This is a genomic window from Enterococcus sp. S22(2020) (assembly GCF_020295385.1).
GTDB lineage: Bacteria > Bacillota > Bacilli > Lactobacillales > Enterococcaceae > Enterococcus_L > Enterococcus_L dunnyi.
Map to the genome: position 1 here is coordinate 186,370 of NZ_JACFUD010000003.1, position 13,100 is coordinate 199,469.

General features: G+C 37.7%; 11 protein-coding genes. All 11 read left to right on the top strand.

Annotated elements, in window-relative coordinates:
* The first annotated feature begins 93 nt into the window (after positions 1-93).
* Positions 94-1,062, top strand: a complete 969-nt coding sequence (locus H3T55_RS06670) for a PhoH family protein (RefSeq protein WP_087640216.1) — start codon at positions 94-96, stop codon at positions 1,060-1,062.
* 31 nt (positions 1,063-1,093) lie between these two features.
* The gene (locus H3T55_RS06675) at positions 1,094-3,292 is read left to right on the top strand and encodes an HD family phosphohydrolase (protein WP_225533868.1); all 2,199 of its coding nucleotides are present in this window, start codon (positions 1,094-1,096) and stop codon (positions 3,290-3,292) included.
* A complete protein-coding gene (gene ybeY, locus H3T55_RS06680; RefSeq protein WP_225533869.1) occupies positions 3,292-3,768 on the top strand; it encodes an rRNA maturation RNase YbeY in 477 nt (158 codons plus the stop codon). The genes H3T55_RS06675 and ybeY overlap by 1 nt, the downstream gene beginning before the upstream one ends.
* Positions 3,752-4,153, top strand: a complete 402-nt coding sequence (locus tag H3T55_RS06685) for a diacylglycerol kinase family protein (protein ID WP_176372801.1) — start codon at positions 3,752-3,754, stop codon at positions 4,151-4,153. The genes ybeY and H3T55_RS06685 overlap by 17 nt, the downstream gene beginning before the upstream one ends.
* Before the next feature lie 12 nt (positions 4,154-4,165).
* Positions 4,166-5,068 carry a GTPase Era gene (gene era, locus H3T55_RS06690; protein WP_087640212.1) on the top strand — a complete coding sequence of 301 codons (903 nt, stop codon included), beginning with the start codon at positions 4,166-4,168 and terminating at the stop codon, positions 5,066-5,068.
* Positions 5,069-5,217: 149 nt separating this feature from the next.
* Entirely contained in the window at positions 5,218-6,027 is an 810-nt protein-coding gene (gene recO / locus H3T55_RS06695; RefSeq protein ID WP_225533870.1) for a DNA repair protein RecO, read from the top strand.
* Positions 6,028-6,959: 932 nt separating this feature from the next.
* The gene (gene glyQ / locus H3T55_RS06700) at positions 6,960-7,868 is read left to right on the top strand and encodes a glycine--tRNA ligase subunit alpha (protein WP_087640210.1); all 909 of its coding nucleotides are present in this window, start codon (positions 6,960-6,962) and stop codon (positions 7,866-7,868) included.
* Position 7,869: 1 nt separating this feature from the next.
* A complete protein-coding gene (gene glyS, locus H3T55_RS06705; RefSeq protein ID WP_225533871.1) occupies positions 7,870-9,942 on the top strand; it encodes a glycine--tRNA ligase subunit beta in 2,073 nt (690 codons plus the stop codon).
* Positions 9,943-10,086: 144 nt separating this feature from the next.
* Positions 10,087-10,491, top strand: a complete 405-nt coding sequence (locus H3T55_RS06710) for a DUF2177 family protein (protein ID WP_225533872.1) — start codon at positions 10,087-10,089, stop codon at positions 10,489-10,491.
* Positions 10,492-10,498: 7 nt separating this feature from the next.
* Entirely contained in the window at positions 10,499-12,319 is a 1,821-nt protein-coding gene (locus tag H3T55_RS06715; RefSeq protein ID WP_225533873.1) for a DAK2 domain-containing protein, read from the top strand.
* A gap of 1 nt (position 12,320) precedes the next feature.
* A complete protein-coding gene (locus H3T55_RS06720; RefSeq protein ID WP_225533874.1) occupies positions 12,321-13,094 on the top strand; it encodes a DUF1295 domain-containing protein in 774 nt (257 codons plus the stop codon).
* Positions 13,095-13,100 lie beyond the last annotated feature (6 nt).

Sequence of the window (13,100 nt, forward strand, 5' to 3'; positions counted from 1 at the left end):
CTAATGTACATAAGAAAGTGATGACTTCTTTTTAATAAATAAATTGTGTGGTATGATTGTAGAGAACGAAAAAATAAAGGAGCTGGGCGTTTTTTGACAGAAAATCAGTCAATATCGTTGGAATTAAAATTAACAGATTCTGATGATGTGAGTATGCTTTTAGGAACCCACGATAAACATATAAAATTTTTAGAAGAAAATTCAGCGATAACGATCAATACTAGAGGAGAAACGATACAATTGATCGGGGAAGAAACCGAAGTCCAATTGATTGCATCAGTAATCCGTACATTAAAAGTGTTGATTCAGCGTGGAATCAAAATCAGTACGCCAGATGTCGTATCAGCCCTAAAAATGGCTAGAGCGGGAGATCTTGATTCATTTGTTGCAATGTATGAAGAAGAGATCATTAAAGATCATCACGGGCGTGCGATCCGTATTAAAAATATTGGCCAGAAAAAGTATGTGGATGCAATAAGAAAGCATGATGTTATTTTTGGAATTGGTCCTGCTGGGACAGGTAAAACGTTTCTAGCAGTTGTTATGGCAGTGTCAGCCTTAAAAAAAGGTGAGGTACAAAAAATCATTTTAACTAGACCAGCTGTTGAAGCGGGTGAAAGTTTAGGTTTTTTACCTGGCGACTTGAAAGAGAAGGTCGATCCATATTTACGCCCAGTTTATGACGCGTTATACCAGATTTTTGGGATGGACCATACAAATCGTTTGATGGAGCGCGGCGTGATCGAAATTGCGCCTTTAGCTTATATGCGTGGACGTACGTTGGATGATGCGTTTGTTATATTAGATGAGGCGCAAAACACAACAGTTGCCCAAATGAAGATGTTTTTGACGAGATTGGGCTTTAATTCAAGAATGATCGTCAATGGAGATGCAAGCCAGATAGATTTACCAAAAGGTGTAACAAGCGGACTGATCAATGCTGAGAAAACATTGCGTTCGATCGAAAAAATCTCGTTTGTTCATTTTGATGCAGGGGATGTTGTTAGACACCCAGTAGTAGCTCAGATCATTCGAGCGTACGAAAAGGAAAATCAACAGTAAAGATCGTCCACGGAAAGGAGTGAGAATTCCGTTGAAGTATTCATTAATAAAATTACGTGATAAGTTAGGAAAAGCGTTTATTCCAATTTTATTATTGGTTTTTTCCTGTTTCTTATTTGTGATTATGCTTGGCAGTGTTCATCAGAAAAAAGTTGAAATCAAAGAAGGACAACTAGCTGAAAACACAATTCGCGCCAATAAAAACGTTGAAAATACCTATGAGACAGAGCAAAAGAAAAAATTAGCAGCAGAAGCAGTCACTCCAGAATATATTTATCAGGAAGAGACTGCTGGTATTCAGCATAAACGAATTGAAAAGCTCTTTAAGCTGATCACTACTGCAAATGAAAAAACAGATAAGGATTATGAAGAGAAAAAGGCAAAAGCTAAAAAAGATGAAACCATTCCGAAACCAACCATTGAGGAAAGGGTAGCCAACTTAAAATCTCAATTTGAACAGCTAGATCAAGATGAAGTGGCTTTCTATCAAAAATTTCCAAATGTCTTTTATCAAAATATCTTTTCTTTAGATGCGACTCAAATTCAACAAGTAAAAACAGAAAGCTTGAAAATCATTGATGATAAAATGAAAGATCATGTTCGTGAAGCTGATTTGGAGAGTATTCGCCAAAGTGCGATCGAAAAAATCCAGTTTCTTGATGTGACCAGTGTGATGCAGCAGGAAATTCGTTATCTTGTCAATGAAGGAATTGTTGCAAATGATTTTGCAAATGATAAAAAAACAAAAGAAATGCGTCAAAATGCAATGGATGCCGTTCCGCCTGCAATGATCTATCAAGGAGAGATCATTGTTCGTGAAGGAACGCAGATCGACAGTAAGGCGATGGAGAAACTTGAACTTTTGGGGATGACAAATCAAAGTACTTCAGTATTTCCAATGGTCGCTCTGGGCTTAGCGATCGTTTTGCAAGTACTTGTTTTGATTTTCTTTACAAAGCAAGTAACAGAAGAAGGCAAACGCCGTCACTTTATTTTGTTTTATGTAGCAGCTATGTCGCTAAGTGTATTGCTTATGAAGTTCTTCCAAATTTTTCAGACAGAACAAATGGCTTACGTATCATTATTTTTCCCAGCGGCCTTCACGCCATTGGTGTTGAATTACTTTGTTAACCGTAGAGCAGGGATTCTTGCTGCTATTTTTCAAGTAATCTTTGCATTGTTTGTTTTCTATAATTCTATTGGGACCAATTCTCTGACGATCATCATTGTCAGCTATCTATTTTCTGGTCTGCTTGCAACGGTCGTTAAACGCACACGGATCAGTGAACAAGGTATGGTAGCTGTATTTTGGGTGATTATTTTTCCTATTTGCTTAGACTTTGTCTTGATCGTTTATCAAGGAATGAGTTTGTTTGATGGAAAATCTTGGACAATGATGATTTGTGCATTAGCTGGAACGGTATTATCTTTCCTTGCTACTATGGGTCTTCATCCATATATCGAGTTGCTTGTGACTGATGATAGTATGATCATCTTGAATGAGTTGAGTAATCCAAATCATCCGTTGTTGAAACGATTGCTTGAAGAGGCGCCAGGAACGTATCATCATAGTATGATGGTTGCTAGTTTGAGTGCTAATGCGGTCGCTGAAATCGGCGGGCGATCATTATTGACGCGTGTTGCTTGCTATTATCATGATATTGGAAAGATCAAACATGCTAATTTCTTTGTTGAAAATTTACCTGCCGGAGCTGAAAACCCGCATAATTTTCTACTACCGGAAGACAGCAAGCAGATTATTTTTGGTCATGTCATTGATGGTGCAAAAATTTTAGAAGAATATCATATGCCTGAAATGGTGATCGATATTTGCCGTCAGCATCATGGGACTACATTGATGAAATTTTTCTATGTAAAAGCTAAAGAACGAAATCCGGAAATTGCTGAAGAAGATTTCCGTTATCCAGGTCCTAAGCCGCAAACAAGAGAAGCTGGGATCGTCAGCATCGCAGATACTTGTGAAGCTGCAGTACGTGCAATGGATCATCCGACAAATGAGAAAATCCAAGCGTTTGTGCACAATGTGATTCAAGACAGGATCTCAGATGGCCAGTTGGATGATTGCGGATTGACGATGAAAGAAATCAGAATCGTCGAGAAGTCATTAGTCAGTGGCTTATGCAGCACATTCCATTCAAGGATCAAATATCCGAAAATGAAATCAGAGGCGGAAAAAATGAAAGATGAACAAGAAAAGAGAGATGACTAATGGATATAACGTTCATTGATGAAACAAAAAGCGTGTCAGAACTACATTTAAAAGAAGTTGAGGATTTGCTACAGTTTGCAGCTGATTTTCTTGAAATTTCGGATGATACTGAGATTTCCGTAACTTTTATGGATAATGCGGGCATTCAAGTGATCAACAGAGATTATAGAGGAAAAGATGTACCAACGGATGTGATCAGTTTTGCTTTGGAAGAAGCGGGAGAAGATGAACTGCAGATCATCTTTGAAGACGAAGACGATATTTTCCCTAGGAATCTAGGCGATCTGATGATTTCTACTGAAAGAGCAGCAGAACAAGCAGCAGAATATGGACATACTTTTGAACGGGAGCTAGGTTTTTTAGCGGTGCATGGTTTTCTTCATTTGAATGGGTATGATCACATGGAGCCAGAAGACGAGAAGGAAATGTTTGGTTTACAGAAAGAGATTTTAGATGCCTATGGACTCAAAAGATAAACAAACAGAGAAAAATAAACATTTTATTGCTTCGCTGGAGTTTGCTCTTCAAGGGATCAAAACGGTTTTTAAAGAAGAAAGAAATATGCGCACTCATGTATTGATGGGAATCATAGCTGTTGTTATCGGATTTGTTTTTGGACTGTCGATAGCAGAATGGTTATGGCTACTTCTGGTAATTTTTCTTGTACTAGTGGTTGAAATCATCAATACGGTCTTTGAAAATGTTGTCGATATGTTTACGGATTTTCATTTTCATCCAATCGGGAAAAAGATCAAAGATATGGCTGCTGGAGCGGTCTTGTTAACTAGCGGCTTTGCTGTTATCGTAGGATTACTTTTGTTTGTTCCAAAAATATGGCAAATAATTAAAGACTTTTTATAGAGGAGAGAAATAATGACAGAAGCACATAAATCTGGATTTGTGGCTATTGTAGGAAGACCAAATGTCGGGAAATCTACTTTATTGAATCGTATCGTCGGACAAAAAATTGCGATCATGAGTGATAAGGCACAAACAACGAGAAATAAAATTCAAGGAATCTATACGGTTCCTGAAGCGCAAATCGTTTTTATTGATACACCAGGAATTCATAAACCCAAACATCGTTTGGGGGATTTTATGGTAGAGACTGCCTACAGTGCATTACGTGAAGTAGATGCAACTTTGTTTATGATCAGTGCAGATCAAAAAAGAGGTAAAGGTGATGATTTTATCATCGAGCGTCTGAAAACGATGAACAGTCCTGTTTATTTGGTCATCAATAAAATCGATACGGTTCATCCAGATCAATTGCTGGGAATCATCGAAGATTATACAAGTCAAATGACATTTACTGAAGTTGTGCCAATTTCTGCCACAGAAGGAAATAATGTCGATCGTTTGATGGATGTTTTAGTTTCTCAAATGCCCGAAGGTCCGCAATATTTCCCAGACGATCAAGTGACAGATCACCCGGAATATTTTATTGTTTCTGAATTAGTTCGTGAAAAAGTTTTGCTTTTGACTCGAGATGAAATTCCTCATTCAGTTGCAGTAGTTGTTGATTCGATGAAACGCGATGAGAACGATAAAGTCCATATCCAAGCGACGATCATTGTTGAACGAGATAGTCAAAAAGGCATCATCATAGGTAAAGGTGGTAAAATGCTGAAGCAAATCGGTACAAAAGCGCGGCAAGATATCGAACACTTACTGGATGATAAGGTCTATTTAGAGCTTTGGGTAAAAGTGCAAAAAGATTGGCGCGATAAAAAAGTTCATTTGCAGGATTTTGGGTACCGTAAAGACGATTATTAATGAAGGAAAGAGGAGGAGAGAAAAGGATTTATTTCTGAAAGAGATGCTTTTTTCTCAACTTTTATTCAGGTTTAGAGATCGAAACAAAACTGTTTTTTGGTTTTGTCCCGGTCTCTTTTCTTAAGATATGCGAGAACGGAGGTTTGAAGATGACATTAGGTGAAACAAAAGGAATTATTCTTTTTACGAAGGATTACAAAGAAAAAGATAAATTAGTCAAGATTTTCACAGAGTCATTTGGCAAATTGATGTTCTTTGTAAAAGGAGCACATCGGAAGAACAATCCGATCACTCCTGCTATTTTACCATTTACAGAAGCTGTTTATATTGGGGATTTTAGAGAAGAAGGACTATCTTTTCTAAATGGCAGTAAAGAAGTTGCACCATTTCGGAAAATTCAGGAAGATATTTTTATCAATGCCTATGCAACGTACATCTTAAATTTAGTAGATGCGGCTATCGAAGATCGCGTATATGATCCTAACTTGTATCATTTCACTGTTCAGGCGCTAACTTTGCTAAATGATGGGAAAGATGCAGAAATCATCACCAACATTTTTGAGATCCAGTTGCTCCATCGTTTTGGTATCACTCCTGAGTGGTCACATTGTGCAGTTTGCCAGGAAACAAGAGGGAAATTTGATTATTCATCAAAGTATAGTGGTGTTCTTTGTGAACGTCATTGGCAGTTAGACGAGCATCGTTATCATGCAGATCCTAGAGCGGTTCACTTTGTTCGTTTGTTTTCCGCAATTTCCTATGATAAAGTCCAAGATATCAATGTAAAAGCTGAAACAAAAACAGCGATTCGACAAATGATCGATGAATTGTACGATGAATATGTAGGAATTCATTTAAAGAGCAAGAAATTTATTGATCAAATGAAAAACTGGGAAGATACTTTACGTATCCCAAAAAGAAAAGACAACGATAAATTAGATGAACAGTTAAACGATTGATCGTTGAGAATTTTTCGGTTTATTCTTTGATACTATAACAAAATCATTTGACAACTTACGCCGTAAAGATTATGATAAAGAAGAATTAAATACGTACATTGATAAAGAGGAGTAAAAAGATTTGCTTGTTTAGCGAGTCTGGGAGAGTGTGAGCCAGATACTAGCAGCTTTTGAAGGGCGCTTTTGAGTATGATAAATAAAGCTGTCGGCAAATGCCGGAAGTAGGGTGGAACCGCGATTATTCGTCCCTATGTCTCTTAGAGACATAGGGACTTTTTTGATTTACTGAGAAACACAGTGAATGAAATGAACTGATGTTGAAGATTACAAGACTCTCGAAGAAAGTGTTGATCATTATTGTTATCTAGCTACATGAGCCAGTCTCTCGAGAAAAAGATAAAACCTGAATGAGGCAAAAAACGCCTCAGTCATGTTTTCCTATTTTCTTGTCGAGACTAAACAGGCTCATTCCGCTTTTAAATGTTATCTAGCTGCACAAGCCAGTTTTTCGGAAAAAAGATAAAAATAAATTGTGGCAAAAAGCACTACATTTTATTTTTCCTATTTTTTTGTCAAAACTGAACGGCTTGTTCCGCTTTTGCTGAGAAACACAGTGAATGAAATGAACTGATGTAGAACAGTACAAGACTTTCGAAGAAAGTGTTGATCATTATAGTTATCCAGCTGCACAAATCAATCCTTAGGAAAATAGATAAATTGTCAGTGAGGTAAAAAGCACCTCAAAGTCAATTTCCTAATTTTCTACAGGATTAAACGATTTGTTCCGCTTTTATAGTTATCCAGCTGCACAGGCTAGCTCTTCGGGAAAAAGATAACTATTGAGTGAGATAAAGAGCATCTCAATCAATAGTTCCTATTTTTCTGTCAGAGCTGGGCAAGCCTGTTCCGCTTTTATATTAAGGAGGATCTCAATGGAGAAGAAACTTACTGTGCAAGATATGATTTTAACGTTACAAAAATTTTGGTCGTCAAATGGCTGTATGCTCATGCAGTCCTATGATACGGAAAAAGGAGCGGGAACGATGAGTCCGTATACTTTTTTACGAGCGATCGGACCTGAACCTTGGAATGCGGCTTATGTTGAACCGTCACGTCGTCCTGCTGACGGTCGTTATGGAGAGAATCCTAATAGACTTTATCAACATCATCAGTTTCAAGTGGTGATGAAACCTTCACCAGAAAATATCCAGGAACTGTATCTAGAAAGTTTAGAATTGCTCGGAATCGATCCGTTAGCTCACGATATTCGTTTTGTGGAAGACAACTGGGAAAACCCTTCAATGGGCTGTGCTGGTCTGGGCTGGGAAGTTTGGCTTGACGGTATGGAGATCACTCAGTTTACCTATTTCCAACAAGTGGGCGGGTTAGCTTGTCATCCGGTGACATCTGAGATCACTTATGGGATCGAACGACTAGCTTCTTATATTCAGGAAGTTGAAAGTGTGTATGATCTAGAGTGGACCAATGGCGTAAAATATGGTGAAATTTTCAATCAGCCTGAATACGAGCATTCAAAATACTCATTTGAAATCAGTGACCAAGAGATGCTGTTAGAAAACTTTGATAAATTTGAAAAAGAAGCTAAACGCTGTATCGATGAAAATTTAGTACATCCAGCATATGATTATATTTTAAAATGCAGTCATACCTTTAATTTACTGGATGCTCGCGGGGCGGTGTCCGTGACTGAACGTGCAGGATATCTTGCACGTATTAGAAATATGGCACGTGCAGTAGCGAAGATTTTTGTTGCAGAGCGTGAGAAATTAGGATTCCCATTATTGAATAAAGAAGAACAAGTTACGAAGGAGGCAAACTAATATGGCGAAAGATCTATTACTCGAAATTGGATTGGAAGAAATCCCAGCACATATTGTCACTCCAAGCCGTTTACAATTAGAACAAAAAGTAGTGAAATTTTTAGAAGAAAATAATTTAGCGTATGAAACAGTTCAAAGTTTCTCAACGCCTCGTCGTTTAGCTGTTCGTGTCACTCAATTACCTGAACAACAAGAAGACACACAGGAAGAAGTCAAAGGACCAGCAAGAAAAATTGCTCAAGATGATCAGGGAAATTGGAGTAAGGCTGCCGAAGGTTTCGTTAGAGGGCAAGGACTAACAACAGACGCGATTACGTTCAAGGAATTGAATGGAGTAGAATACGTATATGTCACAAAGCATAATCATGGCCAAAAAACGATTGATGTATTAAGTGGATTAAAAGATGTGATCACAAGTCTGACATTTCCTGTAACGATGCATTGGGCAAACTATGATTTTGAATATATTCGTCCGATCCATTGGTTGGTTGCACTCTTAGGAGACGAGATCATTCCTTTTTCTGTTTTGGATGTGGAGACAAGTAATCAATCGCGTGGCCATCGCTTTTTAGGTGATGATGTGACAATAATGCACTCTAAAGAATATGAAGCGAAACTGAAAGAGCAGTATGTGATCGTCGATCCAGCAGAAAGAAAAGCGATGATTGTTGCCCAAGCTGAACAATTAGCAGAAAAAAATCATTGGACCTTAGATTTAGATGGAAAATTACTAGAAGAGGTAACCAATCTAGTTGAGTATCCAACAGCTTTTGTTGGTGGTTTTGATGAAAAGTATTTGTCTGTACCAGATGAAGTTTTAGTGACATCAATGAAAGAGCATCAACGATATTTTGAGGTACGTAACGATCAAGGGATGTTATTGCCGCATTTTATTTCAGTTCGAAATGGAAATGATGTACACCTTGAAAACGTCATCAAAGGGAATGAAAAAGTGTTGATTGCTCGCTTGGAGGATGCTGAATTTTTCTATAGCGAAGACAAGAAATTAACGATCGAAGAGTGTGTCGATAAATTGAAACACGTGACCTTCCACGAGAAAATTGGAACGATTTATGAAAAAATGCAGCGTGTGGGTCTTATCGGACAAGTGATCGGTAAAGAAGTTGGTCTTTCTGAAAATGAATTGACAGAGTTGAAACGTGCTTCTGAGATCTATAAATTTGATTTAGTCACTAACATGGTGGGTGAATTCCCTGAACTACAAGGAATCATGGGAGAAAAATATGCCTTACTTCAAGGAGAAACTCCTGCAGTGGCCCAAGCGATCAAAGAGCATTATATGCCGACTTCAAGTGAAGGTGACTTGCCTGTTTCTGATATTGGTGCAGTCTTAGCGATTGCAGACAAGTTAGATAGCGTCTTTTCATTCTTTGCTGTGGGAATGATCCCTAGCGGTTCGAATGATCCGTATGCGCTACGTCGTCAAACGTATGGTGTGATCCGCATTATTGAAAACAAGAACTGGAGATTTCCGCTTGATCAATTACAAAGAGAGATCGATGCTGCGATCAATGCAGATGACAGAAAATATGGTATTCAATTGAACAGTGGACAAGCAGAAGTTATCGACTTCGTCAAAGCTCGTTTGCGTCAATTATTATTGACGAAAGATGTACGTCATGATGTGATCGATGCTGTGATTTCAGCAGAACAAAAAGACTTAACGAAACTTTTTTCATCAGCAGCGATCATCAAAAATCATTTGTTGGATAAAGAATTTAGACCATCGATCGAAGCGTTGACTCGTGTCATCAATTTAGCCAAAAAAGGACAAGATCAATCAGCAGAAGTAGATGTGACCTTGTTTGAAAATGATGCTGAAAAAGAGCTGAACAAGGCGGTCAATGCTGTTGAAGCTGGCTTTAAAGACAAGACGATGGCCGAAAATTATCAAGCGTTAGTTGATCTACGTCCATTGATCGAGCGTTATTTTGATGAAACCATGGTAATGGTCGAAGATGAGCGTGTAAAAACAAATCGTTTGAATGAACTGAATCGTATTGCTAAAATGGCTTTATCTTTAGCAAGTTTAGATTTATTGATCGTAAAATAATATAAAAAGTGAAAAAGACTTCCCTATTAGTGCCTGTTCTTCTTTCATGAGCAAAATAGTTTTCTAATTTTTTTAAGCATGATACGATTACCTTATCAATTGATAAGGTAATCGTATCATTTTTTATTTTAGGAGGGAACATACATGAATTTTTCATTTAAACTTTTTGGTACCACCGCTTTAGTTTTTTTGATTCTTGATTTTATCTGGCTATTTTTGATTTCTAAGAAAATGTATCAAAATTATTTAGGCGATCTAATGGGACAGACTAAAATTTTACCAGCTGTACTATTTTATCTCATTTATGTTATTGCTGTACTATTTTTTGTCATCCAACCAGCGATCGAAAAGGAAAGTTTGCTTTTTGCGATTGGAGCTGGTGCCTTATTTGGCTTAGTTTGTTACGGAACGTATGATTTAACAAATCTAGCAACGTTGAAGAACTGGCCAGGCATTATAACCATCATTGATCTAATTTGGGGAATGTTTGTAACAGCGACAACTTGTGGTATCACTGTTTATCTTGCCGAACATTTCAACTGGAGGTAATATACCCATGGAAAAGGAAACGGTTAATCAAATGATCGATCATCAAGAATTATTATTTGCCTTTCAACAAGGGGCAATTCAATTGATTAACGAGAAAAAGGAGTTAAATCAAATCAATGTTTTTCCAGTATCAGATGGAGATACCGGCAGTAATTTAGCATCATTGATGCAATCGATACTAGAAGTAACTCATGAAGAATCACAATCAGTTCTTGATGTTTTTGAAAAAGTTGCTGATGCTGCTTTGGTTGGAGCTAGAGGAAATTCCGGTATTATTTTTGCACAATATTTTAATGGGATCTACACCCATTTATTGGATTCAGAGGAAAAAAATTCGGTGAAAAGTCTTGTGAGTAGTATGAAATCTGCTATTAGTGAGGCGTACCAAGCAATTGAAAATCCTGTAGAGGGAACGATCATTACAGTAATGCGTTCATGGGCAGAAGCATTAAACGAAGGTGAGCAAAGATCGACGCTTGAAATGAAATTATCTAAAGCACTTACTGCTGCAAAAGAAGCGTTGGAGAATACGACAGAGCAGCTAAAGGTGCTAAAAAAGAACCAAGTCGTAGATGCTGGTGCACAAGGATTTTACGTCTTTATCAAAGGATTCACGCAAGCCTTTATCGATAAAAAAAATGGAAGTCAGCATGTAGTAAGTGTTGAAACGCCATCTAATCCAGCATTTCAAACTATGACACACCCTGACACGGAAGAACCAGCCTATCGTTATTGTACCGAAATCCTTTTAGATCAAGTTGCTTTAACAAAGCAAGAAATCCAAGATAAAATCAAACATCTGGGAGATTCATTGATCGTGGCGGTCAATCGTAGCAAGGCAAGAATTCATATTCATTCGAATCAACCTGCTAAGGTTTTGGAAATAGTCGGTGAAATTGGAGATGTGCGACAACAAAAGGCAGATGATATGCTATTACAGTATCAAATCAGTCAGGATAAAAAAGCTTCTATTGCTCTAGTCACTGATTCGATTGCAGATTTGCCTGCGGATTATTTGTTGGAAGAACAAATCCATGTTTTACCCATGAATATTTTATTAGGTGAAACGAGCTATATCGATAAAGTGACGATTCAAAATCAACATCTTTTCACTTTGATGAAAAAGCAGCACCAACGTGCAACAAGTGCACAGCCCGCGGTAAGAACTGTTGAAAACCTCTTTTCGTTTTTAGAAAATAAGTACGATTCGATCATTGTCATTACTGTAGCGGACAAATTGAGTGGAACTTATCAAGCGGTGAAACAGGCGGTAAAAAGAACGACATCACAAGCTCGTATCGAAGTGATCGATTCTAGACTCAATTCAGGTGCCGAAGGACTTTTGGTGATGAAAGCAAATGAGTGGATCAAAGAGGGATTGGCTTTTGAAACGATCGTTGAACGAATCAAGGCGAAGCGGGCGCATATAAACATTTTAGTGAGTGTTGATGACTTGAATCCGATGATTGATTCGGGAAGAATTCCGCAAATCGCAGGGAGAGCAGCGAAAAAAATAAATGTAAAGCCAATCGTTAGTTTAAGTAAAGAAGGCGAAGGGAAGCTCAGTGACTTTTCGTTTAGTTTAGAAGGAAATGAACGAAAAATTTTCAAAAAGCTAAAAATGATGCATAAGTCTCAAGGGATAAAAAGCTATTCCGTCCTTCATGCCGATTCTTTTGAAAAAGCTGAGGTTTGGGGCAAAAAATTAGAGACAGAATTTAGTTTGCCAGCAAGTTATATCATGGATATTTCTTCAGTTGTTGCGTTAAGTGCAGGACAAGGTTGTGTTGCAGTAGCAGTTGAATTAGCAGATAAAGGAGGAAATTAGAATGACGATTTGGATCATAAGTGGGGTACTATTTGTTTACTTCACGGCATTGTTCTTTTGGGCACAATATTTGAAAAATAATTCGATTGTGGATTTAGCATGGGGAATCGGTTTTGTCATCGTTGCACTAACAGGTTATTTGATCATGCCGAATAAAACAAAAGTAAGTACGATCATCGTAAGTTTAGTTGCAGTTTGGGGGATTCGCTTGTTTCTTCACCTAGCGAAAAGAAATATTGGTAAGCCGGAAGATTATCGCTATGTAAATATGCGTAAACGTTGGGGCACACATTTTGCCAAATTGAAAGCTTACTTGAATGTTTTTGTATTACAAGGTGTGTTGCTGATGGTCGTATCATTACCGATTTTATTGGTCGTTACAGGATCTTCCAATTCATTTTACTGGTGGAACGGAGCTGGAATCGTTATTTGGTTACTTGGCTTTGGTTTTGAGGTGATCGGTGATTATGAATTAGCAAAATTTAAACAGGATAAAACGAATCATGGAAAGTTATTGACAACTGGTTTATGGTCGTTGACTCGACACCCAAATTATTTTGGTGAAGCACTTAGCTGGTGGGGCATCTTTTTGATCAGTTTGAATGAAGTGCGAAATGTTTGGGGGATCATTGGGCCTTTGACGATCACCTTATTATTATTATTTGTTTCGGGTGTACCTTTGCTTGAAAAAAAATATAAAGAACGTCCTGACTTTTTAGCATATGCAGCAAAAACACCAAAGTTTGTCCCTTTTATTGGAAAGAAAGGATTATAAAGAAGG

Excerpts from the sequence above, each read along its gene's own strand:
- H3T55_RS06715 (WP_225533873.1), top strand. The coding sequence starts at position 10,499 with ATGGAAAAGGAAACGGTTAATCAAATGATCGATCATCAAGAATTATTA.
- H3T55_RS06685 (WP_176372801.1), top strand. The coding sequence starts at position 3,752 with ATGGACTCAAAAGATAAACAAACAGAGAAAAATAAACATTTTATTGCT.
- recO (WP_225533870.1), top strand. The coding sequence starts at position 5,218 with ATGACATTAGGTGAAACAAAAGGAATTATTCTTTTTACGAAGGATTAC.
- H3T55_RS06720 (WP_225533874.1), top strand. The coding sequence starts at position 12,321 with ATGACGATTTGGATCATAAGTGGGGTACTATTTGTTTACTTCACGGCA.
- era (WP_087640212.1), top strand. The coding sequence starts at position 4,166 with ATGACAGAAGCACATAAATCTGGATTTGTGGCTATTGTAGGAAGACCA.
- glyQ (WP_087640210.1), top strand. The coding sequence starts at position 6,960 with ATGGAGAAGAAACTTACTGTGCAAGATATGATTTTAACGTTACAAAAA.
- ybeY (WP_225533869.1), top strand. The coding sequence starts at position 3,292 with ATGGATATAACGTTCATTGATGAAACAAAAAGCGTGTCAGAACTACAT.
- glyS (WP_225533871.1), top strand. The coding sequence starts at position 7,870 with ATGGCGAAAGATCTATTACTCGAAATTGGATTGGAAGAAATCCCAGCA.
- H3T55_RS06710 (WP_225533872.1), top strand. The coding sequence starts at position 10,087 with ATGAATTTTTCATTTAAACTTTTTGGTACCACCGCTTTAGTTTTTTTG.